The 25,021-nt window shown below is 67.6% G+C and carries 27 protein-coding genes; 12 read left to right on the plus strand and 15 right to left on the minus strand.

Going from position 1 to position 25,021, the window contains the following annotated elements; genetic code table 11:
* Positions 1-36: 36 nt before the first annotated feature.
* The 8 genes from fliF to B0I29_RS16225 all read right to left on the minus strand — a co-directional run bounded on the left by fliF (position 37) and on the right by B0I29_RS16225 (position 6,441).
* The gene (gene fliF / locus B0I29_RS16190) at positions 37-1,653 is read right to left on the minus strand and encodes a flagellar basal-body MS-ring/collar protein FliF (protein WP_111649819.1); all 1,617 of its coding nucleotides are present in this window, start codon (positions 1,651-1,653) and stop codon (positions 37-39) included.
* 1 nt (position 1,654) lies between these two features.
* Entirely contained in the window at positions 1,655-2,008 is a 354-nt protein-coding gene (gene fliE, locus B0I29_RS16195) for a flagellar hook-basal body complex protein FliE (RefSeq protein WP_111649952.1), read from the minus strand.
* Between the two features lie 5 nt (positions 2,009-2,013).
* Positions 2,014-2,406: a flagellar basal body rod protein FlgC gene (locus B0I29_RS16200; protein WP_111649820.1), complete on the minus strand. Its 393-nt coding sequence runs from the start codon at positions 2,404-2,406 to the stop codon at positions 2,014-2,016.
* 2 nt (positions 2,407-2,408) lie between these two features.
* Positions 2,409-2,756 (minus strand): flagellar basal body rod protein FlgB, encoded by a 348-nt coding sequence (locus B0I29_RS16205; protein WP_111649821.1) that lies wholly within the window; start codon positions 2,754-2,756, stop codon positions 2,409-2,411.
* Between the two features lie 178 nt (positions 2,757-2,934).
* The gene (locus tag B0I29_RS16210; RefSeq protein WP_111649822.1) at positions 2,935-3,258 is read right to left on the minus strand and encodes a hypothetical protein; all 324 of its coding nucleotides are present in this window, start codon (positions 3,256-3,258) and stop codon (positions 2,935-2,937) included.
* Between the two features lie 8 nt (positions 3,259-3,266).
* A complete protein-coding gene (fliS, locus tag B0I29_RS16215) occupies positions 3,267-3,641 on the minus strand; it encodes a flagellar export chaperone FliS (protein ID WP_111649823.1) in 375 nt (124 codons plus the stop codon).
* A 78-nt stretch (positions 3,642-3,719) separates the two neighbouring features.
* On the minus strand, positions 3,720-5,132 hold the full coding sequence (gene fliD / locus B0I29_RS16220; protein WP_245972553.1) for a flagellar filament capping protein FliD: 1,413 nt from the start codon (positions 5,130-5,132) through the stop codon (positions 3,720-3,722).
* Between the two features lie 127 nt (positions 5,133-5,259).
* Positions 5,260-6,441 carry a flagellin N-terminal helical domain-containing protein gene (locus tag B0I29_RS16225; RefSeq protein WP_111649824.1) on the minus strand — a complete coding sequence of 394 codons (1,182 nt, stop codon included), beginning with the start codon at positions 6,439-6,441 and terminating at the stop codon, positions 5,260-5,262.
* 249 nt (positions 6,442-6,690) lie between these two features.
* Between B0I29_RS16225 and B0I29_RS16230 the strand changes: the two genes are divergently transcribed.
* The 5 genes from B0I29_RS16230 (at position 6,691) to csrA (ending at position 10,316) form a co-directional block, all read left to right on the plus strand.
* Positions 6,691-7,176 carry a flagellar protein FlgN gene (locus tag B0I29_RS16230; RefSeq protein ID WP_111649825.1) on the plus strand — a complete coding sequence of 162 codons (486 nt, stop codon included), beginning with the start codon at positions 6,691-6,693 and terminating at the stop codon, positions 7,174-7,176.
* Positions 7,176-8,600 (plus strand): flagellar hook-associated protein FlgK, encoded by a 1,425-nt coding sequence (flgK, locus tag B0I29_RS16235; protein WP_111649826.1) that lies wholly within the window; start codon positions 7,176-7,178, stop codon positions 8,598-8,600. The genes B0I29_RS16230 and flgK overlap by 1 nt, the downstream gene beginning before the upstream one ends.
* A gap of 62 nt (positions 8,601-8,662) precedes the next feature.
* The gene (locus B0I29_RS16240; RefSeq protein ID WP_245972554.1) at positions 8,663-9,550 is read left to right on the plus strand and encodes a flagellin N-terminal helical domain-containing protein; all 888 of its coding nucleotides are present in this window, start codon (positions 8,663-8,665) and stop codon (positions 9,548-9,550) included.
* A 2-nt stretch (positions 9,551-9,552) separates the two neighbouring features.
* The gene (gene fliW, locus B0I29_RS16245) at positions 9,553-9,990 is read left to right on the plus strand and encodes a flagellar assembly protein FliW (protein ID WP_181557829.1); all 438 of its coding nucleotides are present in this window, start codon (positions 9,553-9,555) and stop codon (positions 9,988-9,990) included.
* An 83-nt stretch (positions 9,991-10,073) separates the two neighbouring features.
* On the plus strand, positions 10,074-10,316 hold the full coding sequence (gene csrA, locus B0I29_RS16250) for a carbon storage regulator CsrA (protein WP_111649829.1): 243 nt from the start codon (positions 10,074-10,076) through the stop codon (positions 10,314-10,316).
* Positions 10,317-10,373: 57 nt separating this feature from the next.
* On the opposite strand, the gene B0I29_RS16255 is transcribed toward csrA, so the two are convergent.
* The gene (locus B0I29_RS16255) at positions 10,374-11,258 is read right to left on the minus strand and encodes a peptidoglycan DD-metalloendopeptidase family protein (protein ID WP_111649830.1); all 885 of its coding nucleotides are present in this window, start codon (positions 11,256-11,258) and stop codon (positions 10,374-10,376) included.
* Positions 11,259-11,483: 225 nt separating this feature from the next.
* On the opposite strand from B0I29_RS16255, the gene B0I29_RS16260 reads away from it, so the two are divergent.
* Both B0I29_RS16260 and B0I29_RS16265 read left to right on the plus strand, forming a co-directional pair.
* Positions 11,484-12,212 (plus strand): hydrolase, encoded by a 729-nt coding sequence (locus tag B0I29_RS16260; RefSeq protein ID WP_111649831.1) that lies wholly within the window; start codon positions 11,484-11,486, stop codon positions 12,210-12,212.
* Between the two features lie 81 nt (positions 12,213-12,293).
* Positions 12,294-12,995 carry an SRPBCC family protein gene (locus tag B0I29_RS16265; RefSeq protein WP_245972555.1) on the plus strand — a complete coding sequence of 234 codons (702 nt, stop codon included), beginning with the start codon at positions 12,294-12,296 and terminating at the stop codon, positions 12,993-12,995.
* A 60-nt stretch (positions 12,996-13,055) separates the two neighbouring features.
* Here B0I29_RS16265 and B0I29_RS16270 read toward each other — a convergent pair whose 3' ends face one another.
* Positions 13,056-14,636, minus strand: a complete 1,581-nt coding sequence (locus B0I29_RS16270) for a sensor histidine kinase (protein WP_111649833.1) — start codon at positions 14,634-14,636, stop codon at positions 13,056-13,058.
* Between the two features lie 76 nt (positions 14,637-14,712).
* Entirely contained in the window at positions 14,713-14,925 is a 213-nt protein-coding gene (locus tag B0I29_RS16275) for a DUF7455 domain-containing protein (protein WP_111649834.1), read from the minus strand.
* 236 nt (positions 14,926-15,161) lie between these two features.
* Here B0I29_RS16275 and B0I29_RS16280 point away from each other — a divergent pair, with 236 nt between their 5' ends.
* Together B0I29_RS16280 and B0I29_RS16285 are read left to right on the plus strand one after the other, a co-directional pair.
* Complete coding sequence (locus B0I29_RS16280; RefSeq protein ID WP_111649835.1) at positions 15,162-16,394, plus strand: S8 family peptidase; 1,233 nt, start codon at positions 15,162-15,164, stop codon at positions 16,392-16,394.
* 123 nt (positions 16,395-16,517) lie between these two features.
* Positions 16,518-16,931: a response regulator gene (locus tag B0I29_RS16285; protein WP_245972556.1), complete on the plus strand. Its 414-nt coding sequence runs from the start codon at positions 16,518-16,520 to the stop codon at positions 16,929-16,931.
* Here B0I29_RS16285 and B0I29_RS16290 read toward each other — a convergent pair.
* Positions 16,928-17,680 (minus strand): class I SAM-dependent methyltransferase, encoded by a 753-nt coding sequence (locus B0I29_RS16290; RefSeq protein WP_111649836.1) that lies wholly within the window; start codon positions 17,678-17,680, stop codon positions 16,928-16,930. The genes B0I29_RS16285 and B0I29_RS16290 overlap by 4 nt on opposite strands.
* Before the next feature lie 3 nt (positions 17,681-17,683).
* Positions 17,684-18,436, minus strand: coding sequence for an SDR family oxidoreductase (locus B0I29_RS16295; protein WP_111649837.1), 753 nt, complete (start codon positions 18,434-18,436; stop codon positions 17,684-17,686).
* A gap of 74 nt (positions 18,437-18,510) precedes the next feature.
* Here B0I29_RS16295 and mshA point away from each other — a divergent pair, with 74 nt between their 5' ends.
* The gene (gene mshA / locus B0I29_RS16300; RefSeq protein ID WP_375790631.1) at positions 18,511-19,875 is read left to right on the plus strand and encodes a D-inositol-3-phosphate glycosyltransferase; all 1,365 of its coding nucleotides are present in this window, start codon (positions 18,511-18,513) and stop codon (positions 19,873-19,875) included.
* The gene (locus B0I29_RS16305; protein ID WP_111649839.1) at positions 19,869-20,357 is read left to right on the plus strand and encodes a type III secretion system chaperone family protein; all 489 of its coding nucleotides are present in this window, start codon (positions 19,869-19,871) and stop codon (positions 20,355-20,357) included. Before mshA ends, B0I29_RS16305 begins: the two co-directional genes overlap by 7 nt.
* A gap of 1,611 nt (positions 20,358-21,968) precedes the next feature.
* Here B0I29_RS16305 and B0I29_RS16310 read toward each other — a convergent pair.
* Positions 21,969-23,219 carry an MDR family MFS transporter gene (locus B0I29_RS16310; protein WP_111649840.1) on the minus strand — a complete coding sequence of 417 codons (1,251 nt, stop codon included), beginning with the start codon at positions 23,217-23,219 and terminating at the stop codon, positions 21,969-21,971.
* Positions 23,220-23,353: 134 nt separating this feature from the next.
* On the opposite strand from B0I29_RS16310, the gene B0I29_RS16315 reads away from it, so the two are divergent.
* Positions 23,354-24,103 (plus strand): phosphoglyceromutase, encoded by a 750-nt coding sequence (locus B0I29_RS16315; protein WP_181557831.1) that lies wholly within the window; start codon positions 23,354-23,356, stop codon positions 24,101-24,103.
* 104 nt (positions 24,104-24,207) lie between these two features.
* On the opposite strand, the gene phoU is transcribed toward B0I29_RS16315, so the two are convergent.
* Positions 24,208-24,861 carry a phosphate signaling complex protein PhoU gene (phoU, locus tag B0I29_RS16320; RefSeq protein ID WP_111649841.1) on the minus strand — a complete coding sequence of 218 codons (654 nt, stop codon included), beginning with the start codon at positions 24,859-24,861 and terminating at the stop codon, positions 24,208-24,210.
* Between the last annotated feature and the right edge of the window lie 160 nt (positions 24,862-25,021).

Consider the following 25,021-nt stretch of genomic DNA (forward strand, 5'->3'; position numbering starts at 1 on the left):
CGGACACTCCTCAACCGTCGTGTTGCCAGTGGTTCGTCAGCGCGTCGAGTCGGCCGAGAGCCAGCTGCGGATCAGCGCCGCGGTCTCCTCCGGCTTTTCCTTGACCAGCTGGTCGATCTCCTTCTGCCGCTCCTCGCGGGCCTCGTCGTTCTGACCGGCCATGCTCGGACTCTCCAGCACGTTCATGTTCATGCTGGTAGCGGTCGTGACGTCCAGCTCGGCCCGGCGCTGAGCCTCCAGCGCGGCCTGCATGTCCTCCAGGTGCTTGCGCTCCTCGGCGGTGAGCTGCTGGCGCTTCTTGGCCCGCTTGTTGGCCCGCCAGGCCAGGAAGATCAGCGCGAGTACCACGAAGAGCAGGGCGCCCGTCTTGATCAGGGTGAGCTGCTTGGCTTCCGTCTCGGCCGCGGTCGCGGCGGTGAGTGACTCCTGAGCCGCGTTGGCCGCACTCGTGTCGAACGGCATGGAGGCGACCGCGATGGTGTCGCCACGGGTGGCGTCGATACCGGCAGCCGCGCTGAGCAGCTCCTGGATCTGTGCGGGGTCCACCGAGCCGGCCACGGCGCTGTTCATCAGGACCGAGACGTCCAGCTTCTCGATGCTGCCCGGCGCGTTCCGGCGTACTTCCTCGACCTCGTCGAGCTGCCGGTTCCGTACCTCGTTCTTGTTGTTGTACTGGCCGCTGCCCGCGTTGTTCGGCACCTGGATGTTGTCCGGGCCGAGCACACCACCCTGGCCGGTCCCGCTACCGCTGTAGGTCTCGGTGTTGATGCTCTCCGACTCGGCCGGCGTCGCGGGGTCGGCGGTGTACTTCTTGCTGCGCGTCTCGGTCTGGTCGAAGTCCAGCGAGACCCGGCTGGTGACCACCGCGTTGCCGGGGCCGACCAGGCTGTTCAGCATGCTCTGGAGCGAGTTGTTCAAGCGGCTCTCGAATGCGGCGGTCTGCTGCTCGGTACCGCTCTCGCCGCCGGCCCCGATGGTGGCGCCGCCTCCGCTGGAGAGCAGTCTGCCGTCCGCGCCGGCGACGGTGACCTGCGTCGGATCGAGGCCCTCGACGCTCGACGCCACCAGGTGCACGATGGACTGCACCTGATCACTGGTAAGTGTTCCGTTGCCCTTCGACGCGACCAGGACCGACGCGGTCGGCTTGCTCTGGTCGTCGGCGAAGACGTCCTTCTGCGGCATCACGAGGCGCACGGTGGCCGCCTCGACGCCGTCGATCGACTTGATCGTGGTGGCGAGCTCACCCTCCAGCGCGCGCTGGTAATTGGTGTGCTGCATGAAGTCGCTCGTGGTGATGCCCTGCTGGTCCAGCAACGAGTAACCGGTGCCCTCGTCGTTGGGAAGGCCTTCACCGGAGAGTTGCAGGCGAAGGGCGTTGACCTGATCGCGCGGTACGAGAATGGTCGAACCGTCGTTGGCCAGCTCGTAGGAGGCGCCCGACTTCTGCAGGGCCTCGACGATCGCGCTGGCGTCCTTTGTCGAAAGATTGTTGAAGAGAATCTGGTACGACGGCTTGGCCGCCCAGGTGGCGAAGAAATAGCCACCGACGATGAGAGCGATGACCGCGAAGATCGTGACAGCCTTCTGTCCCGGCGTGAAGGCCTTGAAGGTGTCCGTGACGCGGCGTACCGGAGCGGGAAGGCGGTCAGTCATGTCACGCCTGCATCCTCATGATCTCCTGGAACGCCTCCACGGCCTTGTTGCGGATGGCCATGGTGAGCTGAAGTCCAAGAGCTGCTTCGGTCGACGCCATCGTGTACTGCGCCGGGTCGGCCAGTGTGCCGTTGGCGACCTGGACGGAGAGTTCGCTGGCCTTGCTCTGTGAGGCCTGGACACCTTCCAGGCCTTTGGCAAGCATGCCGGCGAAGTCCGCGTTCGGTCCGGTCGGAGCGGCTGTCCCGGTGTCGTCGGAGATCCCGCTGACGCCGCTGAAGCCGCCCAGCCCGGAGATGCCCTCGACGCCGGAGAAGCCGCCGATGCCCTGGATACCACCGATAGGAGAGGTCATCACGATCACTTCCCGAGGTTGATCGCGGCGGTGTACGACTCACGTGCCCGATCCACCACCGCGAGGTTGGCCTGGTACGCGCGCTGCGCCATCATCATCTGAGCCATCTGCGAACCCATGTCGATGTCCGGACGCCGGACGTATCCCTCGGCGTCGGCGAGCGGGTTGTCCGGGTCGTACGCGAGCACGCCCTCGGCGCTGCCGAGCGAGATGCCGGCCACCTCGGCCCCGTTGCCGTCCTGCGCCGCACGGGCCTCGACGTACCGGGCCTGGAAGGCGTTCTCGGAGGTACGGGTGGTGGTGTTGATGTTCGAGATGTTGTCGGACACCGCGTCGAGCCACTTGCGGTAGACAGTGACGCCGGTGCCGGCTACCCCGATCGCGTTGAACGTGCTCATGATCAGGCCCCCTTGATGGCTTCGCGGAGCAGGCTGTATTTGCCGTCCAGCGCACGGATCGCGAGGTTGTAGCGCATCGTCGTATCGATGTGGGAGAGCGTCTCCTCGTCGAGGTTGACGTTGTTCCCGTTGGGCTTTGTCGGCTCCAGGGACGTCATGACACTCGGGGTGACACCGCTCGCCGACTCGCCCTTGTCCATGGCGCCTTTGAGCTCTTCCTCAAATTTGACCTTACGGGCCCGGTACCCGGGGGTCTCGATGTTGGAGATGTTGTTGGCAATGGCGGTCTGGCGGGCGGCAAGGCCGGCAACAGCGACGCGCAGTGCGGACGACGAACGATCATCGAACACGGGAGCTCCTAGCCGATCCGTTTGATCGCCGATCCGTGGCTTCTCGGTGAGCAATCCGTTGCTCGTACCCTGCAATTCGGCCTGAGGCGCGATCCGCTGAGTCCCAAGCGGTTGCTGAGAGGTTGCACACCGAGACGACAACGTCCCGGAACCCCTGCCGGGGTTCCGGGACGCGTGTTCACATCGCGCGGTCCAGATAGACGGGGCGCTTTACCGCCTCACCGGTCTCGATCCGGGCCGTCATCGACATCTGCTGGCGGTTCGACGTCAGCCGGCGGGCGACCTCCTCCGCCGCGGCGAGCTGCCGGGTGAGGATCTCGTCGGCCCGGGGTCGCAGTTCGAGTGGCAGCGCGCCCAGCTCGGTGGGCGGCTTCCACAGGTTGGCCGGCGGAGACTCGGCGTGCCGCTGTTCGTCGGCGAGCATCGACTCGACCGCAGCGACATCCAGCTCGAGCTCGTCGAGCGCTGCGGACCAGGCGTCCCGCCAGTCCAGAGTCTGCATCTAAACGCTCACGTCCCGGCCGAAGCCGCCTCGCGCCACGCGTCACGCAGCGGTTCCAACAGGGTCCGGCAGCTCGCCACCCGGTCGGCGTCCCGGGCGATGTTCGCCCCGATCAGCTCGGTGAGTACGAAGCCGTACAAACTGGCCAGACCGGGAGCACCGTCCCAGGCTTCCACGTCGAGGGTCGTCCGCAGCTCGAGCACGATCTCCTGAGCGTGCATCACCTTCGCGCTACCGGCTTCACGGTCTCCGTTGCGGAACGCCTCCTCGCCCTGGCCGAGGTCAAGGATCATCCGGTCGTAGAGCATGATCAGCAGCTTCGCCGGCGAAGCCGTGTTGATCGCATCCTGGAGGTAACGGTCACGAAGGTTGGGCGCGGTCATGAGTCTCCTCGGTCAAGGGCCGGTCGATGGTCCTGCTGGCCGTATGCGAGGCCGGCTAGGTGATGCGGCCGGCGCTGCTTAGAGTCCGGAGAGCTGGCCGGAGAGCCAGCTCGACTGGTTGTTCAGCTTGCCGAGCGAGGTCTCCAGCGCGGCGTACTGCCGTTGCAGGGCCTGCTTCCGGGAGGCGAGCCGCACGTCCCAGTTCTCGATCTGACCGCTGAGCGATTCGATCTCGTTCTTCCGCCCGGTGATCACATCAGTCACGCTGTTCGACTGCTTCGTGACCATCTCTTTGACCTGGTTGGCGAAGCCGATCGCGCCGCCCTGGATGCGGCTCGGGTCCTTGGCGTACTCGGACTCGAATTTCGTGCCTGAGAAGCTGAGTGTTCCGTCCCGGCTGAGCTCGATGCCGAGCTGGCTCAGCGAGCCGAAGTTGACGTCGGTGGTGCCGATGACCGTGCCGTTGGCGTCGTACTCGTTCTTCGAGTAGGTCAGGCCACCGCTGATCTTGCTGAGCATCGTCTGGTTCATCTGCCGGATCGTGAAGTCACCGGTCAGCGGCGAACCGGTCTTCGTCTCGGTGTCGTACTTGGTCTGCGTCTTGATCTCGTTGAACGCCTCGTTGGCCGCGTCGACGTACGCCTGGATCTTCGCCGTGATGGCGCTGACGTCGTTCGTGGCGGTGACGGTGACGCCGTTGGCCGGCTGGGTGGCGGTGATGGTCACGCCCGGCATCACGTCGGTGAACGTGTTCGTGGTGCTGGTGACCAGGTACTCGGACGCGGAACCCGGGTTCATCTTCATCACGGCGTCGCGGCCCGATGTGTCCTGCACCGTGTAACCGTTGACGTCGTTCGTGTCGAACAGGCCCTGGACCTGGAATCCGGTCGCGGCGCCGGTCTTGGCGCTGGTGAACTGGAGAGCGCCGGTGCCGGTGCCGGTCTTGACCACGTAGGCCCGGATACCGATGTCGGCGGAGTTCACCGCGGCCGCGACTCTCTCCGCGGTCTGCGGGCTGCCCACGTTGATGGTGCTGGCGGCGTTGCCGTCCGGCGCGAAGGCATCGTCGTCGGTGGTCAGGTTGCCGTCCTGGTCCGACCAGGAGCCGGTCTGGATGGTGAAGCTGGCCGGGAACCCGGTCGACGCGGTGTCCACCTGCAGGACCGAGGTCTGTGCGCGAGCAACCCGCATCACGTCGAACGTGGTGCTGCCGGACAGGCCGGCCACGCCACCGGCGGCGGTCGCGGTGACCGCTTCGTTGTTCGACGAGGCCTTGAGCGAGCGCCAGGTGTCGAGCCGTGCGAGCGAGTCGGCCGACGACTTGACCGCCTTCAGCTTGGCGTTCACGGACTGATAGGACGTGATCGCCGTCTGCGCGGTCTCGACCTTGGTCTTGAGCTTGGTCTGCGGTGCGGCCTCGACCTTCATCAACTGAGTGATCATCGAGCTGGTCTGCATGCCGCTGACGAGTCCGTCTACCGAACTGGACACGGGAAACCTGCTTTCGTCCGAGGACAATTGCGGCGGTGGGGGTAGCCGAACCTTCCGGCTACCCCCACCTATTCGGTCGCTTGGCGACGAGATTCAGTTGTTATGGGTGCTGTTCGGTTGCGAGCTATCAGCGGAGCAGCGACAGCACGCCCTGCGAGGACTGGTTCGCCTGCGAGAGCATGGAGGTGCCGGCCTGGGTGAGGATCTGGTTACGCGTGAACGAGACCATTTCCTGCGCCATGTCGGTGTCGCGGATCCGGGACTCCGAGGCGGACAGGTTCTCCACCGCGGTGTTCAGGTTGTTGATGGTGTGCTCGAAGCGGTTCTGCGACGCACCGAGCTTGGCCCGCTGGTCCGAGATCGACGTGATGGCCTTGTCGATCGCCTCGATCGCCGTCGCCGCACCGGTCTTGCCGTTGCCGACAGCTGCGGTGGTCAGGTCGAGGTCCTTCAGACCGAGGCCCTTGGCGTCCACGCCCTTGATGTTGATGTTGAGCGTCTCGCCGGAGTTGGCGCCGATCTGGAAGTCGCCCGCTGTCGCCTTGGGGTTCGCGGCGCTGTCGCCGGTGACGATGCCGGTGCCGCCCTCGAAGGTCTTCGAGCCCTTCACCTCGAACGTGACGTCACCGTTGTCGGCGGTGTTCGTCGTGACGGTGAGCTCGTCGCCGTTCAGGCCGTTTTCCTTGAGCGCGGCGCTCAGCTTCTCGTTCATCTCAGCCGCGACCTGGTCCGGCGTCATCGTGTCGCCGGTGTTGGCGACATTCACCGCGATCGGGGTGGCCAGCGTCTTGCCGCCGACGCCGGTGATGCCCAGGTCCTGCGCCCCGGTCACCTTTCCGTCGGTGAGGGTGAGCGCTGCGCCCGAGAGCGACTGGCTGTTGCCGAAGTTGCCGTCCAGCAGCTTCGACTTGCCGAACGCCGTGGTCTCGGAGACCCGGTCGATCTCCGAACGCAGCTGCGAGAACTCGGCCTGGGCGGCGTTCTTCGCCTCGGAGTCGAGAGACGCGTTGTTGGCCTGAACGGAGAGGTCACGCATGCGCTGGAGCATGCTGGTGGTCTCGTTCAGCGCGCCTTCAGCGGTCTGCACGACGCTGATCGCGTCCTGCGAGTTGCGGACGGCGACCTTGAGGCCACCGACCTGGGAACGCAGGCCCTCGGAGATCGAGAGGCCGGCCGCGTCGTCGGCCGCCCGGTTGATCCGGAAACCACTGGACAGCTTCTCGAGCGACTTCGACATCTGGTTGTCGGTCACCGAGAGGTTCCGGTAGGCGTTCTGCGCGGCGATGTTCTGGTTGATGCGAAGACCCATTGAAAAATTCCTCCTTGACTGGGGTCCGTACCGGCCCGTCCTTGAGCCGTGGTGTTACGCCTCATCCCTTCGGCCGATCACCGAGAGGCCATGAGTCATTCTCTGAGATTTTTTCGGTCTTTATCCGGCTAATCCAGGAAGCGCCGATCGTCGGAAACCGCTCAGTGGCGCGGGGGATGTGCCGACCTGTCCGAATGAGCGGGTCCGCCGAGGGGGTGAGCCCGCCAGCGAGACGACACGGAGGTCCGGGTGAGCCTGACCGACCTGGCCAGCGTCCTGTGGCGTGCACGTGAGCTGCTGGAGATGCTGCTGTTCAAGCTTGAGGAGGAGCAGTTGCTCCTCGCCGCCAACCGGTCACGCTGGCTCAGCCACGCCACCCGCGAGGTGGAAGTGGTGCTCGACCAGATCCGGCAGACCGAGGTCATCCGCGCCGCTTACTCGCAGGAGGTAGCCGCCGAGCTGGGTCTGTCGCCGGACGCCTCCCTCGGTGAGCTCGCGGACGCGGCGCCCGACCCCTGGTCGGATCTGCTGCACCAGCACCGTAAGGCGTTCCTGCTGCTGACGTCGGAGATCAAGGCCTTGGCCGACGTCAACCGTGACCTGCTCACGGCCGGGCAGCGCGCTGCTCGCGAAACCATGCTCGCGTTTGCCCAGACTGTGGAAACGTACGGGCCGCAGGGCCAGACCGTCACCGGCGGCGCTCGCCGCCCCAGCCTGGTTGATGAGGCGATCTGATGGGCAGCACATTCGGTGGAATCAATACGGCGCTGAGCTCGCTTTACGCGCAGCGCCGTGGCCTGGACGTCTCAGGCCAGAACATCGCCAACGCCAACACCGAGGGTTACACCCGGCAACGCGTGGTGATGCAGTCGCAGAACGCCAACCTGGTACCGGGCGTGTACGCCACCACCGACGCGGTGGGCAGTGGCGTCACAGTGTCCTCGGTGGAGCGATTGCGTAACGGCGCACTCGATCAGCGCAGCTTCACCGAGCATGCCAACTCGGCGTACCACAACGAGAAGGCCTCGGCGTACACGCTGATCGAGGACGCCTTCGGCGAGCCGAGCGACACCGCTCTGCAGGCTCGTCTGCAGGACATGTGGGACGGCTGGAACGCCGTCGCCACCAATCCCGACAAGGCCGCTCCGAAGGCGGCGATGATCCAGCAGGCGACGACCGTCGCGGCCACTCTCAACGACGCGTCCAAGCAACTGAACAACCAGTACGAGGCAACCCGTGCGGGGCTGGACACGTACGTCGGCGAGGTCAACAAGACGGCCGACTCGATCGCCAAGCTGAACAAGGAGATCGTGATCGCCAAGGGTGCCGGCCTGCAGGCCAACGAACTGCAGGACCAGCGGGGCCAGGCGATCCTGAAGCTGTCCGAGATGGCCGGCGCCACCGCGACGGAGTTGCCGAACGGTGCGATGAGCATCTACGTCGGCAGTGCGCCGCTGGTCGCCGAGTTCTCCACCCGCAGAGTGGAGATCCAGGCCGGCAGCGCTCTGCGGCTCGAAGACCTGGCGACCACCGAGGTCAACCTGCGGTGGTCGGACACCGGGACACCGGTGAGCCCCGGCGGCAGCATGGGCGCGTCGATGGAGCTGCTGGCCAAGGGCGGAACGCTGGACAGCATGTCCCAGCGGCTCGACACGGTCGCCACCACACTCGCGTCGACGGTCAACACCCTGCACAGCTCCGGGTACAGCCTCGACGGGACAACGGGGCAGGACTTCTTCGTGGCGAGCAACGTGAACCCGCTCTCGGCCGCGAACATCTCGGTGGGCATCACCGACCCCGCCAAGGTCGCCATCTCGACGGGCGACCCGACGGGCACTCCCGGCGTCCTCAACGGTGAGCTCGCCGACGACCTCTCCGAGCTCTCCACCTCGCGTGTCGGCGCCGACGCCGAGTATCAGTCCCTGATCGGCGACCTCGGTGTCGCCGCGCAGTCCTCGATGCGGCGCCGCGACATCCAGAACGCGGTGACCGACCAGGTGGACGCCGCGCGGGATTCCGAGTCCGGGGTGAACCTCGACGAGGAGATGACCAACCTCCTCACCTACCAGCGTGGATACGAAGCCGCGTCCCGGGTTCTCACCACGATCGACTCGATGCTCGACCAACTGATCAACAGGACCGGCCTTGTCGGTAGGTAGGGGGAGTCCCGTTCATGAGTAGTAGTCCGCGGATAACCGAAAGCAGCGTCCGTACCCGCACCATGGCAAGCCTGCAGCGGACGATGTCCCGTACGCAGACCGCGCAGGACCAGATCTCCAGTGGCAAGCAGTTGCGGCGTCCGTCCGATTCGCCGACCGGAACGGTAACCGCGCTCCAGTTACGCAGCGAGGTTCGCGCGAACCAGAAGTACTCGGCCAACGCGGACGACGCCGTGGGCCGGCTCGGAGCCGTGCAGGACACCCTGCAGGATTCGATCGGCCTCATCTCCAAGGTACGCGAGCTGACCTTGGCCGGGGTCAGCGCCGGCGGTGGCAGCACGCCGGAGGCGAACAAGGCCAGGGCAGCCGAGGTCGAACAGATCAAGGGCACCCTGATCCAGTACGCGAACACGAAGTACCTGGATCGACCGGTCTTCGGCGGTGCCACACCCGAGTTCACCGCCTACGACTCATCCGGGGCCTACGCCGGCGAATCCAACGGCGAAATGCTCCGATCGATCGGCCCGAACGCCAAAGTGCGGGTCGACGTACGAGGCCCGGAGGTCTTCGGAGCGGAGACCATAACGGACTCGAATGGCAATGAAGTCGCAAATCCGGCACAGCTCTTCAAGGTCCTGGACGGCCTTGCAAAGTCCATGCGTGACGGAGACAGCGCCGGAATAACTGCTGGGCTACAGAATCTCGATAAAGCGTCGCAGATCCTGAATTCCACTCTTTCGGACGTAGGTGCCCGATATAATCGGGTTACCCAGATGAAGCAGTCCGCTGAGGATCGCTTGATGTCCGTGTCGTCGCAGCTCTCCGATATCGAGGATGTCGACCTGCCTAAGGCGATCATGGAATTGCAGCTCCAGCAGACCTCGTATCAGGCCGCCCTGGCCGCCACGGCCAAGGTGATCCAGCCCTCGCTCATCGATTTCCTGAGGTGACCATGACTACTCGCACCGCGTCCCGACCGATTGAGGCCACCGTGACCGACCCGTCGCTCGGGTTGCCGACCATCACGATGGCGGTGCCCATGCCGGGTTTCCCGGCGCACCGGGAATTCGTTCTCGTGCGCCTCAACGACGAAGGCCTGCTCTTCGCGCTCACGTCTGTCGACAACCCGGAGCTGCGCTTCCTGGTCGCTCCGCCGGAGCCGTTCTTCCCGGAGTACGCCCCGGAAATCGAGAACCAGGTGTTCGCGGCGCTGAACACGAAGGACCCGGACCGTCTGCTGCTGCTCTCGGTGATCACCGCGGGGCAGGACGAGACCACCGCGAATCTCCTCGCGCCGATCGTGGTGGATCGCGACAGCATGCGGGCCATGCAGGTCGTCCTGAGTGGAACCGGCTACCCGGTCCGGGCGATCATGAACCGCCACTTCTGATCCTCCTTTGAGGCGCGGTCGCGGTTTCCATCGCGGCCGCGCCTTTGCCATGCTGTCCGTTCCATGGATGGAGGAGGGCACCGATGCTTGTGCTGACCCGGCGGGCAGGGGAGAGCGTGATGATCGGCGACGACGTCGTCATCACGGTTCTCGAGGCCCGTGGTGACGTCATCCGGCTTGGCATCCAGGCTCCTCGGGACGTGCAGGTCCATCGCGAGGAGGTTTATCGCGAGCTCCAGGACGCGAACCGGGCGGCCGCGTCGCCGACCGAGGAAGCCGTCCACGCGCTGGCCCGGATGCTCGAGAAGCCCGACCCGGACGAGTGATTCGATCCGGACAGAACGGCGCCTGCCGCATACACCGCGGCGGGCGCCTTTCTGTCCTTATCGGACGATGAGGCCTCGGGTGCGGTAGAAAGCGATCGGGTCGACCGCGTTCGCGTGGGTCGCCGGCGCGCCGTTCACGTGCACCTCGAAGTGCAGGTGCGGGCCGGACGATGACCCGGAGGTCCCGACGTTGCCGAGCAGCTGGCCCTTCTTCACGACCTGGCCGACCTTCACGACCGGCCGGCGGACCATGTGGCAGTACCGGGTGACGACACCGCCGGCGTGCTGGACCTCGGCGTACCAGCCGCAGCCGCCGAGGTTGCGGTTACCGTCCACATCGCACGAACCGGCGGAGACGTTGCAGACCACCCGGATCACGGTGCCGGCCGCGGCGGCCAGGATCGGGGTCTCGCGGGTCGCCGACAGGTCGACGCCGTCGTGCGAAGGGCGAGCTACGGTACGGAATCCGCTCACCAGACTCGCGCCGACCGGCAGACCCCAGCTCTCGCCCTTGACCGGTTTGGGAATGGCCGGCGCCGGTTCGGCCGGCGTGACCGGAGTGGCCGGGGTCGTCGCGCAAACCGGGATCCCGGTGTCCGGGCGTACCACGTAGGCGTCCGAGACATACGAGCCGTTCGCCAGGTGATCCCAGAGGTTCGTGGTCCGTACCGTGCCGGTGACCTGCTGCGCCGCGACCTGGCAGAGAATCCAGACCGTCTTGCCGTTCTCGACCGAGCCGACCCGCTCGGCGCCCGGGGACGGTGAGCGTCGCATGTTCAGCGGTGTCCCGCCGGTCATCGCGCTGCCGGTCACCACCGGGACCTTGGCCGCCGCCGCGGCCGCGGTGGGTGCCGCCTGCGCCGCCGCGGGCAGCAGCGTGCCCACCAGGGTGGCAGCGGCTACGGCAGCGAGCACGGTACGGCCACGATGTCGAACCTTCATGCTTTCCCTTCCCGGCACGCGAGGCGCGTACGCGCGGTCGAGGGAAAGATTGCCGGGGTACGGATGCCGTTCCGGGTGCCCGGAAAGTGCGGATCGGTTGCGCCCGTCCGAGCGGCGGATGACGCTCCTCACCTGCACCGGCGGCTGACCCGGCCGACAACGTCGCTCCCGCAATCTCATGGTCAGACGGGAAGAACCCCGTCCCTTCGATTGCGGGGAGCAAGCGTGGTGGTTGAGCGCGAGACAGTGGTCGCCGGCGTTCTGGATCTGACGGTGGACGCCCACGTGCACACCGGCTTCTCCTCCGGCCGGGAAGCGGTCGGTGTGGTGGTCTCGGCCGCCGACCGGGCGGGCCTGACCGCGCTCACCTTCGCGGACCAGGCGGGTCCGGACACCGCCTGGCTGACCGCGTACGCCGACGCGGTCCGCCGCGCCCGGCACCGCACCGAGCTGACGCTGCGGGTGGCCGCCGAGGTCGAGGTGGTACGCCCGGACGGCTGGCTGGCACTGCCGCCCGACCTGGCCCAGCTGGACGCCCTCTCGGTTGCGGTCTCCGCGCTGCCGATCGGCGGTGAGCTCCTGGACGCCCGGCAGATCCGGGACCGCCTCGACGCCGGCGTGTTCACCTCCGCGCAGGTCGCCGAGCACCTCGTCGGCGCCACGATCAAGGGCATCGAGCGGGCCTCCCGGTACGTGCCGGCCCAGCTGGCCCGTCCGCTCGCGCTGCTGGCGCAGTCCGGTGTCGACGACTCAGCGGTGAGCCCGGAGCTGGTCGCCGACCTGGCTGCCGCCTGCCGGAGCACCGGCACGGTTGTGGAGATCAGCGAAGCGTGGCGCAGCCCGTCGCCGCGGATGGTGCAGGCACTCCGGGACGCCGCTGTGGCGCTGGTTCCCGCGAGTGACGCCCGGTACGCCGCCGAGGTCGGCCGCTGGCAGTACCTCCGCAGGGTCTGAGCAAAGCATCAAAACTGAACACGATCAGTGCTCGTCTCCGTACGCTCGGTCATGCCAGCACTTCAGCATGGGAGAGTTGCGATGAGCATGGTTCAGCAGGCGATCGAAGTCAGTGCACCGGTCCACACGGTGTACGAACAGCTCGCGGCGTTCGAGAACTACCCGCGTTTCATGACCGGTGTGCGGCAGGTGACGTCGATCGGCGCCGACCAGACCCACTGGATCATGGATGTCGACGGTAAACGGCGCGAATTCGACGCTCAGATCATCGAGCGGTCGATGGACGAGCGGGTCTCCTGGTCGACGATGGAAGGTCCGCTGCTCGCCGAGACGCTCACGCTGCGGCCGATGGGTGAGACGAAGACCCAGATCGTCGCGCAGCTCGAGGCGGACATCGCCTTTCTGATGCCGAGCGACCGGCACGGGCAGGAGTCCCTGAACCGCCGGCTCAAGGCCGATCTGACCACGTTCAAGGGCCTGGTGGAGAGCGGCGTGCTGGGTGGGCGCCCGATTCCGACCGGTGCCAGCACCAAACAGATCACCGGACGCTCGTTCCTGGGCAATGCGCCCACGACTAACCCCGCGTCACCGGCCTCGGTGGCCCAGCGCATCCGTAACCGCAACGCCGCGCAGCCCGCACCCGGCCCGGGCGCCGGCTGGGACACCGGCGCGGAGCCAGAGATCAGCGGAGGGGTCTCCGGCAGCGCGCGGATGGGCGGGCACACCGGCAAGTCCGACATGTGGGGCGACGGCATGATCAACGAGGAAGAACGCGGCAGCTGAGCCGCTAAAACGTCGTGAAGGCCGGCCCGATGGGCCGGCCTTTCGCGTGCCGGCGGTGGGCTAGGCCGGTGCCCGTTCCAGGGTGACCAGCAGGCGGGCGCCCTGCGGGGTGGCGTGCTCGTAACGGACGGTGCCGCCGTTCGCCTCGACCAGGTGGCGGACGATGAAGAGGCCCAGTCCGGCGCCCCGGCTGAACCGGCCGAAGATCCCCGGCAGCACCGCCTCCGGAACACCGGGACCGCTGTCCTGCACCACCAGCAGCACTGTCGTACCCTGCGGCTCGGCCTGGACCACGATCGGCGGGGCGCCGTGGGTCAGTGCGTTCTTCAGCAGGTTCTCCACCACGACGGTGAGATGGCCCCGGTCGATCAGCGCGGCCAGGTCCTCGTCGATCGCGATCTCGACGTCGTCGCCGGCCATCGTGGCGCTGACCGTGCGGACCACCTCGTGCAGCGGCGCCGGCACCCGGCGGGCGGTGACCGAGCCGGTGTCGAGGCGGAAGAGCAGCTGAAGGTCGTTCATCATCTTGACCAGCCGCCGGGTGTTCTTGTCGATCTTCGTGGCGAGTTCCAGACGGATGTCGTCCGGCAGGTCCGCCCAGTCGGCGCAGAGCAGTTCGGCGAGGCTGGCGATCGAGCTGATCGGCTGTGCCACGTCGTGGGTCAGCATCGAGGTCAGGTCGTTCTTGAAGGCGAGCGCCGAGGCGAGCTGGGCGTTGCCTCGCTCCAGCTCGGCTGCGTGCTCGGTGAGAGCGTCCTCGGCGTGCTTGCGTTCGGCGATGTCGACGCAGGTGGCGACATATCCGCGGGTCGTTCCGGCGGCGTCCGGGATGGCCGCCATGGTGGCGAGGACCGGCACCGCCGTGCCGTCGGCGCGCGGGATCGTCCAGTCACCGCCGGAACCGGGTGGGGGCAGTGGCGGCGGATCACGGGCCAGGTCGTCGTCGGCGTACCCGGTCAGCTCCCGCCATCGCCGGTTCACGTCGATCACCCGGTAATTGGCGTCGAGCACCATGACCGCCTCGTTCATCGACTGAAGCAGCGTCTGGGCGAAATCCTCCCGGTCGCGCAACTCCTCGACGAGGGGGCGCTGCCGGAGGTCGGCCTGGTCGAGAGAGCGGGCCAGGACCGCCCCGGCGGTGAGAACCAGAAGGGCGCCGGCCTGGGGCAGCGACATGACGCTGTCCGGCCCGCGCCCGGGTGGGAATGCCGGTGCGAACAGCCGGGGTACCAGCGCGACCAGCGCGATGACGGCGGCGCCCAGCAGCAGGGGGTCGGCGACGCGGAACGGCATCGAGCCGTCCTGGCGGGGCAGCCGCAGGTCGAAACAGGCGAGGGCCAGCCCGGAGAGCAGGGTGGCGACGGAAGCGGCGGGCTGGTCGACGAGGGCGACGGCCGCGAGTCCGGTGGCGATCAGGGCGAACAGTACGGCGGCGCCGGCGCGTAATCGGCCGGCCCGTCCGCCGGATATCGGTGCGGCCTGGACCAGAAGGGCGATCCCGGCCGGAATCAGCGCGACCGCCGGAGTGGACGAATATCCCTCCGGCGGCCCGCCGTCGTCGAGCGTGCGCGCGCTCACGACGCCGCAGACGGCGACCGCGATCCCGGCGCACCCGGCGATCAGCCGGGACAGCCTGCCCACGCCATGCGCCGCGATATGCACATATACCCCCAAGACGTGAGGGAAAGAGCATAACGCGGCGAACCGGTGCGGGCGGCTACTTGCCCGCCCAGACGAAGCCCTCCTCCAGCCGGATCTTGCTACCGATCCGGAGGATGTCGGCGTCGTACCGGTTGGCGTGGTGGCCGCAGAACGCCAGTTCGCCGCCGCTGGACACCTCGACCTCCAGCTTGGCGGCCGCTCCGCAGCGGTCACAGCGCGCGGTCAACTCGCCTACGGTGTCGATCTCGGGCGACAGCAGAGTGGTCATATCGCTCTCCTTGCTCAGGTGGCGTACAGCGGGCGGTCCTGACAGCAGAGATGTTCGGTTCGGCACACGGTCGGGTTAAGGGTTCCCGGTGTGATCAGACCGATCTAAATCAACCTGGTCACCGGCAACCTCAACGCACCTCGGCAGGACCCGGATGCGCTCTCGTCTCAGTTCAACATTTCCCTCAAGTCGCTACGGCATGCCTTCTGGCCGGAGCAAGACCGAGAGGACACCGCATGTTCGGTACCGACGCCCGCTTCCAGGCCGTACGTCTCATCGCTGCTGCGAGCGCCGCATCCGTGACCTTCTTCGGCCTTGCCGCGCCGGCATCAGCCGCTCCGGCCGCCGCTGAGCTGGGCGTCATCACCGGCGCCGGCGTTGAGGGCGCGGTGCCGGGCAGTTACATCGTGGTGCTCAAGCCCGGCTCGGCCGCCGCGGGCCGTGTTCCCTCAGCCTCGCAGGAGTTGGTGCGCGAGTACGGCGGAACGGTCGGCGCGAACTACCTTTCGACCGTACGCGGATTCCAGCTCCACGCGACCGCGTTCCAGGCGGCCCGCCTCGCCGCCGACGAGTCCGTGCAGTACGTCGAGCAGGACGCGACGATCAGCAGCACCGCGGTTCCCAGCGCCCAGGCGGAGCAGGTGACCTGGGGCCTGGACCGGATCGACCAGCGCACCGCGAAGCTCTCCAAGAGCTACCGGTACACCTCAGCCGCCGGCGTCACGGCGTACGTGATCGACACCGGGGTCCGGGTCTCGCACCAGGAGTTCGGCGGCCGGGCCAGCAACGGCTGGGACTTCGTCGACAACGACAAGACGGCCAACGACTGCAACGGCCACGGCACGCACGTCGCCGGCACCATCGGCGGCGCGACCTACGGCGTCGCCAAGGACATCGACCTGGTCGCGCTCAAGGTCCTCGGCTGCGACGGCTCCGGCAAGTTCTCCGACTTCATCGCGGCCGTCGACTGGGTGACCGCGAACGCGAAGCTGCCCGCCGTGGCGAACATGAGCCTCGGCGGCCCGGTCAGCAAAACCCTCGACGCGGCCGTCAACCGGTCCATCGCCAAGGGTGTGACGTACGCGATCGCCGGCGGCAACGAGAACAAGAACGCCTGCAAGAGCTCGCCCGGCGGTACGCCCGACGCGATCACGGTCGGCGCGGTGGACAAGTTCGACAAGCGGGCCTCGTTCTCCAACTACGGCACCTGCCTCGACCTGTTCGCGCCCGGCGTGGACATCCAGTCGGCCGGCAAGGGCTCGAACTCCGCGGTCAAGACGATGAGCGGCACCTCGATGGCATCGCCGCACGTCGCCGGCGCGGCCGCCCTGGTGCTCGCCGAGCACCCGGCCTGGACGCCTCGTCAGGTCCGCGACGACCTGGTCGCCAACGCCGGCTCGGGCCTGGTCCGCAGCCCCGGATCCGGCTCGCCGAACAAGCTCCTCTACACCGGTCACCTCGCCTCCTGAGGCTCTGCAGTCCCGTACGCCCCGCGACGTCCACTGCGTCGCGGGGCGTTCGCCGTTTCAGTGCCGGTAAAGCACTGCCGGTTGGCAAAGCGCCTTACTCCGGGCCCGGTGGCGGATAGCGTGATGTTCGACCACAGCCCCGAGGAGGAACGCATGTCCGAGGCGCCGGTCGTTGAGAAGCCGACCGTCCTGGTCGTCGACGACGAAGAGGATCTGCGCGACATCATGCGCCGCATGCTGGAGCGCCGTGGGTACGCGACACTGGTGGCCGGTGATCACGAGGAGGCCATCTCGGTCTGCCGTGCGCATCCGGAGATCGCCGCCCTGGTCACCGACCTGACCCTGCCGGGTGTCTCCGGCGGTGAGCTTGCCGGTGCCGCGCGAGACCTGCGTCCGGGGCTCGGGGTGGTCTTCATTTCGGGGCTGCCCAAGGACATCGCCGTCACCAAGGGCCTGGTCGGCGAGGACGCCCTGCTGGTGAAGAAGCCGTTCACCGCGGACGCGCTTCTGGAAGCCCTTAAATCCGTGGTGGCCTAAGCCGGCCAGGGCAGCGTCAGCTCGCCGAGCCGCCATCGGGCCGGACCGTCCAGCACGGGCCAGCCCTCGGCGCGCATCCGCCGGACGGTGGCGAGCCAGCGCTGTCTCGGCCCGAACGGCGTCGCCTCGGTCTCCCACGCGCGGCCGAGCGAGCGCAGCAACTCGTACACCGGATGACCCGGCACGTTGTGGTGGATCAGCGCTTTCGGCAGCCGCTCCGCGAAGATCGCCGGATGCTCCAGGTCCGGCAGCCGGGCGGAGAGGGTCAGCGTGCTCGGCACACCGGCCTCGACCACCGCCCAGGTGGCGATCCGGCCCAGCTCGTCGCAGGTGCCCTCGATCAGCAGCGCGCCGGTCGCGGTCATCGTCCGCCAGGCCGCGGACACCTCGTCCTCCGGGTACTGACGCAGCACGTTGAACGCGCGCACCACGTGCGGCGCCAGCCCGGCCAGCTCGAATCCACCCCGTTGGAATTTCAGAAACGGCGGATCCGCGTGGGGTTGGGCGTCGGTTACGCGTACCGAATCGATCTCCAAACCGACCACCGTGACGTCCGGTCGCACCGCGGCCGCAAGGCGGCCGCGGAGCTCTACCGCAGTGACCGGCGTGGCGCCATAACCAAGATCAATAACTAGCGGCTGCGCCGCTTCTTTCAAGAGCGACGAGCATCTGTACGCGAGAAAGTTGTCCACACGGCGTAACCGGTTGGGATTGGTCGTCCCCCGGGTGATGGCGCCGAGCGGCTTCACGTCTTACTTCTCCCGGTGCACCTTGTGCTGGGCGGCCTGCGCGATCGGCCGCACCACCAGCCGGTCGATGTTGACGTGGTGCGGACGGGTGGCCGCGAACGCGACGATGTCAGCGATGTCGTCCGCGATGAGCGGTTCCTTGACGCCGGCGTAGACCGCGTCCGCTTTGCTCTGATCACCATCAAAACGGTTCAGAGCGAACTCGTCGGTCCGGACCATCCCCGGGTCGACCTCGATGACCCGGACCGGCTTGCCGGACAGTTCCAGCCGCAGCGTCCCGACCAGCGCGGTCTGCGCGTGCTTGGCCGCCGTGTAACCGCCGCCGCCCTCGTAGACCACGAACGAAGCGGTCGAGCCGATCGTCACGATCGTGCCGGCGCCGCTTGCCTCCAGGGCCGGGAGCAGCGCCTTGGTGACCCGCAGGGTGCCGAGCACGTTGACGTCGTACATCCACTGCCAGTCGTCGACCGACCCGGCCGACACCGGGTCCGCCCCGCGCGCCCCGCCCGCGTTGTTGACCAGCAGGGTGAGAGTGCCCAGCCCGGAAACCGTCTCGGCGAGCCGCGCGACCGATTCGTCCGAGGTCACGTCGCACTCGACAGCGGTCGCGCCCGAACCGATCTCCTTGACCAACGCGTCCAGCCGGTCGGCCCGCCGGGCCACGGCGACCACGTGAAATCCCTCGGCGGCAAGGCGGCGTGCGGTCGCCGCGCCGATGCCACTCGAGGCTCCGGTGACCACTGCGATGTTCTCCATGTACCGATCTTCCCTCATGACCTGGGTCACCCTCGCTCGGCTGCATGGTGGTTCACGCCCTGCCGATGGGGAAGATGAACGTTGGCGCAACAAGTTTTCACACTGGAAGCGGCGCTGAAGCGGAGGGAGTCAACGTGGGATCGGGTTCCGGCTCGTGGCCTACTCCTACTCCTCGGCGGATCGCCACCCTGTCCGTGCACACTTCCCCGCTGGAGCAGCCGGGCACCGGCGACGCCGGCGGGATGAACGTGTACATCGTGGAGGTTGCGAAGCGTCTCGCAGCGCGCGGGGTCGAGGTGGAGATCTTCACCCGGGCGACCGCGAGCGGGCTGCCACCGCTGGTCGAGATGTCGCCCGGCGTGCATGTGCGGCACGTCACCTCGGGGCCGTTCGAAGGCCTCGACAAGGAGGAGCTGCCGTCGCAGCTCTGCGCCTTCACCACCGGCGTGCTGCGGGCCGAAGCGGCGCACCCGCCCGGTTACTACGACCTGATCCACTCGCACTACTGGCTCTCCGGTCAGGTGGGCTGGCTCGCCCGGGAGCGCTGGGGTGTGCCGCACATCCACACCGCGCACACCCTCGCCAAGGTGAAGAACAAGTTCATCGCGGTCGGTGACCGGCCCGAGCCGCGGGCCCGGGTGATCGGCGAGGAGCAGGTCATCGCCGAGTCCGACCGCCTGGTGGCGAACACCCGGTTCGAGGCGCAGGACCTGATCACCCACTACGGCGCGGACCCTCGCCTGGTCAGCGTGGTGCAGCCCGGCGTCGACCTGGAGCGTTTCCGCCCCGGCGACGCCGACCGGGCCCGGTTCGGCCTGCCCGAGCACGGCCGGATCATCGCGTTCGTCGGCCGGATCCAGCCGCTCAAGGCCCCCGACGTGCTGATTTCCGCGCTCGCCGAGATGCGCGCCGGCGGTGGCTCCTCCGACGTCACCGTGGTGATCTGCGGCGGACCCAGCGGCAGCGGCCTGGACCGGCCCACCTCGCTGATCGAGCTGGCCGCCTCACTCGGCGTCGCCGACTCGGTGGTGTTCCTGCCCCCGCAGACCGGCGCCGACCTGGCCGCGCTGTACCGGGCCGCCGACCTGGTCGCGGTGCCGTCGTACAACGAGTCGTTCGGGCTGGTCGCGCTCGAAGCGCAGGCCTGCGGGACCCCGGTGGTCGCCGCCGCGGTCGGCGGCCTGGTCACCGCGGTCCAGGACGGGATCAGCGGCGTGCTCGTCGACGGGCACGACCCGGCAGACTGGGCTCGCGTACTGGAACAGCTCCTCGACTCACCCGCACAACGCCACCGGCTGGCCGCCGGCGCGGTCGCCCACGCGTCGCAGTTCTCCTGGGATCGCACTGCCGACAACCTGCTGCGGGTCTACCGTGACGCGGTGACCGAACACCGCGCGCTGATCGCAGCGCGGCTGGAGGGGGCGACGTACGCATGGTGAAGAAGCTGATCACCGAGTTCCTGACTTCGCGCGAGCTGGAGTGGGAACCGACCGGCGAGTCGTCCTTTGTGGTCACTCTGCCCGGCACCCACAAACTCAAGACGGCCTGCAACCTGATCGTCGGCGAGCACTCGCTGCGCATCGAGGCCTTCGTGATGCGCCGCCCGGACGAGCGCCACGAAGAACTGTGGGCCTGGATGCTGCGCCGCAACGCCCGGATGTACGGCGTCGGGTTCTCCATCGACACCGCCGGCGACGTCTACCTGACGGGCCGGGTCTCCCTCAAGGGCCTGGACGACGACGAGCTGGACCGAATCCTGGGCTCTGTCCTGACATATGCTGACGAATCGTTCGACACGATGCTGGAGATCGGCTTCGGATCCTCCATCCGCCGCGAGTGGGAGTGGCGGGTCAAGCGAGGCGAGTCCCTGGCAAACCTGCAGGCCTTCAAACACCTGGCCGAAGGCCCCACCAACCCCTGACCAGGCGCCGTCTGCGTGATCGGGTTCTGGGGGTGCCCGCTGCTGTGCGAGGCCTCACGCAAGTGGCTGGCAGTGGTGATGAGGCCCCACGTAAGCGGCTGGCAGTGGTGATGAGGCCTCACACAGCGCGTGCGTGAGCTCCTGTCTCGGCCCTGGCATGGACGAAGCCGCACAATGTCGTTACGTGTGGCTTCATCCCCGCGAATCGCCTGTTACGTGTGTCCTCGTCCACGCCGGTCGGCGATTCCGTCCCGGTGAGCGCACGCGGAAAGCGTGCGCCGTCCCGGGGGTGACGGACGCACCCGGCCTGCCCTGGACGGGCGCTCACGGTGGTGTCCTGTCCACCCTGTGAGGCCCGCCCGCCCGGCTGTCACTGCTGGTCAATTGAGGTAGCCGCCTACTGGGGATCGTGGCGTCGACCTGTGGTCGGGCGTGTTCTATCGCCGCAGGCCCCGTCTCCGCGGGGTGAGCCGTAGCTCAGATATGTCATCGGGGCTGATGACCTATCTGAGCTACGGCTTGCCCCGCCAGTCGGCTTGCCCCAGCAGCTGGGGCCGGTCTGCTTGGCGGGTCATCGCCCCGTGGGCGCTCCCGCCCGGTGTGTGTCGAGTTGAGGTGCGTATCGAACCCGAAATCGACACAGGGCAGGTGGTTCGCGGGGTGTGTGTCGAGTTTGGGGCGTAGTGAACCCGAAGTCGACACACTCGCCCTGGCCTGCGCGATCTTGGGCCGCGGCGCGCGCGGGCTGCGGCTCCCGTGCGGGCTGCGGTTTCCGTGCGGGCTGCGGTTTCCGTGCGGGCTGCGGTTTCCGTGCGGGCTGCGGTTTCCGTGCGGGCTGTGGTTTCCGTGCGGGCTGCGGTTGCCGTCGGTTCCGTCGGGCTGTGGTTCGGGGCCACGATCGGCATGGAGGCCTGTGCGCGGCTGGATGCCGCCGAAAACCCGCCGCACGCCCAACCCGCCGCACGCCCCAACCCGCCGCACGCCCGCCCTGCAAACTCCACGCCGGCTGGCTGGTGCTGCTGTCTCGCGGGTGGCTGAGGCAACACGTCGCGGCCGGCTGGAGGAAACCCTGGAAGGCGGGAAACCCCGGACACCGTATCGATGGGGGGAATTTGATCTAGGGCGGACTATATCGGGGCTTCCCGATGCGCTCGATGGGTTCTCGGGTGAACATCCGCTTATCGATGAGTGGTGATTTCTTCCGTGCCGGGGAGCCCGGAAGAGTGATTGCCTACTCGTCCGATCGGTTGATTGTTGGTTTCTGTGACGGTTGAGACAGATGTCGACACGAAATCGGGTTGTGAGGCTTGACTGCCCCAACTAGCGTGGTCGATGGACGCCGGAGCGTTAGTTCGGGGAACGGGTCGATCAGCAATGATCGCCGCGGTTCGGCGTTTGGGGACGGGTGGCATGAGCCGTTGGGGGACGGCGCGACCCGAGACCGGCGGTTAGTGCGGGCGGCGCCTATGGGGATGGGTGCCGCCCGCCGCCGCCGGCGCTTTTGTTTGTGCGGTCTAACTTGTGACGCACTCTCTTCGATTCTCCATTGGCGCGCGCGTTTGGTCGCGGCCCCTTTGGGGAAAGCCGATTTCACTCACTGTCCGATGTGTTCTATGGAACCGAGACGGCGTTCATGCGTGATTCGAGCGTGGCCTCTTCGGCGCGTCGCAGGGCCGCCCTCCGCTCCCGTGCCGGACCGGAGAGAAGCTGTCCGACCGCGGCGATCGCGCACAGTGCGAAACAGCCCGCCCACAGCACCGCGTCGCCGGCTTTCTGCAGCACCAGCCCGCCGAGGATCGGGGCCAGAGCCGTGCCGACCGACCACGACAGCGAGTTCAGGCCCTGGTACCTGCCGCGCAGCGCGGGCGGGGACAGCGCCGCGACGGTGGCCGCGTTGCTCGGCGACTGGAGCATCTCACCGAGTGTCCAAATGGTCACCGTTAGTGCGTACACAAGGGGGGTGTCGGCGAGGGCGACCAGCCCGAAGCCGGCGCCGATGATCAAGACGGCGAGTGCCAGGACCTTGGCGCTGTTGCGCCCCTCGATGAGCTTCGGGACGAAGAGCTGTCCGAGAACGATCAGCACACCGTTGACCGCGATCACCGCGCCGTAAGTCGCTGCGGAGAGGCCGTCGGCGAGCATCGTGAGCGGCAGCGTGGACGCGTGCTGCAGGATCACCAGCACCGACGCCAGGCTGAGCAGCAGATAGACGAGAAAGACCCGGTCACGCAAGGCGGTGCCCATGCCGCCGGGTGCGGTCACTTCTTGGGTACGGCTACGCGCCGGCCTGGTCTCCGCCAGGAAGATGGCCGTGATGATCGCGGTGAGCAGTGTCGTGCCCGCGTCGACGACGAAGAGCAGCAGGTAGTCGAACTGGGAGGCGAGGCCGGCCGCGACCGCGGCGAGCGCGAAGCCGAGGTTGATCGCCCAGTAGTTCAGTGAGTACGCCCGGACCCGGTCGTGTTCCGGCACGACGTCGACCATCATCGCGGAGAACGCGGGCCGGACACCTTCGGCGAACGCGCCGAGCAGGAACGTGACGGCGGCGATCTGCCAGTAGGTGTGCGCGAACCCGAGCGTGAGCATCAGCGCGGCGGCGCCGAACTGCGCGACCAGCATGGTGGGCCGGCGTCCCCAGCGGTCGCTCAGCACGCCGCCGGTGAGGACGCCGATCGCGCCGCCGGCGCCGTAAAGACCGAGAATGACACCGGCCTGCGTCTGGGTGAAGCCGCGGTCGCCGGTCAGGTAGATGCTCAGGAACAGCACCACGAACGACCCGAGCCGGTTGATCAGCGTCCCGGTCCAGAGGAACCAGAACTGCCGGGGCAATCCGCCCGCGGCCTGCCGTAACCAACCCGACACGACGCCTCCCGTAAGCAGTGATCATGCTCTGTTCCCTTACAACTTAGGGGGTGGGGCAACCGGTTTTCGACGTGTCGGTGGACACGATGGCGGGTGCCCGCGCGGCCACCATGCGGGAGAGGGAAGATGAGGTCATGACTGGAACCCTGGTGCTGCTGCGGCACGGCAACAGCGAGTGGAACGCCAAGAACCTCTTCACCGGCTGGGTCGACGTGGACCTGGACGCGAAGGGTGAGGACGAGGCCCGGCGCGGCGGCGAGCTGCTCAAGGAGCAGGGCGTGCTGCCCGACGTGGTGCACACGAGCCTGCTGCGTCGCGCGATCCGGACCAGCGAGATCGCGCTGCACCTGACCGACCGCCACTGGATCGAAGTGAAGCGATCCTGGCGTCTGAACGAGCGCCACTACGGCGCGCTGCAGGGCAAGGACAAGAAGCAGACCCTGGAGGCGTACGGCGAGGAGCAGTTCATGCTCTGGCGCCGGTCGTACGACGTACCGCCGCCCCCGATCGAGGACGGCTCCGAGTTCTCCCAGGCCGGCGACGCCCGGTACGCGAGCCTCGCGCCGGAACTGCTCCCGAAGGCGGAATGCTTGAAGGACGTGCTGGAGCGGGCCCTGCCGTACTGGTACGACCAGATCGTCCCGGACCTGCGCGCCGGCAAGACGGTCCTGGTCGCGGCGCACGGCAACTCGCTGCGCGCCATCGTGAAGCACCTCGACGACGTCTCCGACGAGGCGATCGCGAAGCTGAACATCCCGACCGGCATCCCGCTGCGTTACGACCTGGACGAGAACCTGCGCCCGACCAACCCGGGCGGCACGTACCTCGACCCGGTCGCCGCGAAGGAGGCCGCCGCCGCGGTCGCCAACCAGGGCAAGAAGTAAGAGAAGTAAGAACGTAGGAACGACGAAGGCCGGGACACCCCCGTGGTGTCCCGGCCTTCGGATCCTCAGGCCGCGGAAGTCACGCCGCGAACACTGGGATCAATTCAGTTCGCTCCGGCCGGTGACTCGCCGGTGACCAGGTAGATGACCTGCTCGCCGATGTTCACGGCGTGGTCGGCGTACCGCTCGTAGAAACGGCCCAGCAGGGCGCCGTCGATCGCGGTCTCCGCGCCGTAAGGCCAGTCGTCGGCCAGCATGATCTTGAACAGATGACGCTCGGCGTCGTCGATCGCGTCGTCGTCCTTCTCCAGTTCCGCAGCGAGCGCGACGTTCGGCGCGCCCAGCAGCTTGATGATCTTCTCGGCCATCAGGTCCGCGACGTCGGCCATCTCCTTGAAGGTCGGCCGCAGCTCGGCCGGCACGGCCGGCGACGGGTGCCGGCGCTTGGCGGTTTTCGCCACGTGCTCGGCCAGGTCGCCCATCCGCTCCAGATCAGCGGAGATGTGCAGGGTGGTGATCACCCGACGCAGGTCACTCGCGACCGGCGCCTGCCGGGCGATGATGTCCGCCACTTTCAGCTCGACCTGCTCGTAGATGGCGTCAACCTCGGCGTCACGCTCGATCACGGCCTCGGCGGCCTTGAGGTCGGCGGTCAGCAGCGCGGTCGTCGCCTTGCGCAGGGTGGCGCGAACCGACTCTGCCATGGTCACCAAAAGACGGCCCACCTCGACGAGGTCAGCCTGGTACTCCTCGCGCATGTCTTGATCCCGGTGCTCCTCAGGGCCGGCCCGGTTCTCGGGCGGCCGGTGTGCTGCCCAGGTTAGGCGGACCCAGCGGCGCGAACATGAACACTGGTGAACGACGCCAGGCGTAGTGGTGAACATTATTGGAAGCGGGCCCGATTCGTACCTTTGGCCC

Source organism: Actinoplanes lutulentus, from assembly GCF_003259845.1.
GTDB classification, from domain to species: domain Bacteria; phylum Actinomycetota; class Actinomycetes; order Mycobacteriales; family Micromonosporaceae; genus Actinoplanes; species Actinoplanes lutulentus.

Coding starts and splice junctions, on each gene's coding strand:
- B0I29_RS16210 (WP_111649822.1), bottom strand. CDS start 3,258: ATGCAGACTCTGGACTGGCGGGACGCCTGGTCCGCAGCGCTCGACGAG.
- B0I29_RS16285 (WP_245972556.1), top strand. CDS start 16,518: ATGTTCGACCACAGCCCCGAGGAGGAACGCATGTCCGAGGCGCCGGTC.
- fliS (WP_111649823.1), bottom strand. CDS start 3,641: ATGACCGCGCCCAACCTTCGTGACCGTTACCTCCAGGATGCGATCAAC.
- B0I29_RS16305 (WP_111649839.1), top strand. CDS start 19,869: ATGGTGAAGAAGCTGATCACCGAGTTCCTGACTTCGCGCGAGCTGGAG.
- B0I29_RS16240 (WP_245972554.1), top strand. CDS start 8,663: ATGGCAAGCCTGCAGCGGACGATGTCCCGTACGCAGACCGCGCAGGAC.
- B0I29_RS16315 (WP_181557831.1), top strand. CDS start 23,354: ATGACTGGAACCCTGGTGCTGCTGCGGCACGGCAACAGCGAGTGGAAC.
- fliF (WP_111649819.1), bottom strand. CDS start 1,653: ATGACTGACCGCCTTCCCGCTCCGGTACGCCGCGTCACGGACACCTTC.
- B0I29_RS16275 (WP_111649834.1), bottom strand. CDS start 14,925: ATGACCACTCTGCTGTCGCCCGAGATCGACACCGTAGGCGAGTTGACC.
- B0I29_RS16200 (WP_111649820.1), bottom strand. CDS start 2,406: ATGAGCACGTTCAACGCGATCGGGGTAGCCGGCACCGGCGTCACTGTC.
- csrA (WP_111649829.1), top strand. CDS start 10,074: ATGCTTGTGCTGACCCGGCGGGCAGGGGAGAGCGTGATGATCGGCGAC.
- B0I29_RS16265 (WP_245972555.1), top strand. CDS start 12,294: ATGAGCATGGTTCAGCAGGCGATCGAAGTCAGTGCACCGGTCCACACG.
- B0I29_RS16280 (WP_111649835.1), top strand. CDS start 15,162: ATGTTCGGTACCGACGCCCGCTTCCAGGCCGTACGTCTCATCGCTGCT.
- B0I29_RS16295 (WP_111649837.1), bottom strand. CDS start 18,436: ATGGAGAACATCGCAGTGGTCACCGGAGCCTCGAGTGGCATCGGCGCG.
- B0I29_RS16225 (WP_111649824.1), bottom strand. CDS start 6,441: ATGGGTCTTCGCATCAACCAGAACATCGCCGCGCAGAACGCCTACCGG.
- fliW (WP_181557829.1), top strand. CDS start 9,553: ATGACTACTCGCACCGCGTCCCGACCGATTGAGGCCACCGTGACCGAC.
- phoU (WP_111649841.1), bottom strand. CDS start 24,861: ATGCGCGAGGAGTACCAGGCTGACCTCGTCGAGGTGGGCCGTCTTTTG.
- flgK (WP_111649826.1), top strand. CDS start 7,176: ATGGGCAGCACATTCGGTGGAATCAATACGGCGCTGAGCTCGCTTTAC.
- fliE (WP_111649952.1), bottom strand. CDS start 2,008: ATGACCTCTCCTATCGGTGGTATCCAGGGCATCGGCGGCTTCTCCGGC.
- B0I29_RS16255 (WP_111649830.1), bottom strand. CDS start 11,258: ATGAAGGTTCGACATCGTGGCCGTACCGTGCTCGCTGCCGTAGCCGCT.
- mshA (WP_375790631.1), top strand. CDS start 18,511: ATGAACGTTGGCGCAACAAGTTTTCACACTGGAAGCGGCGCTGAAGCG.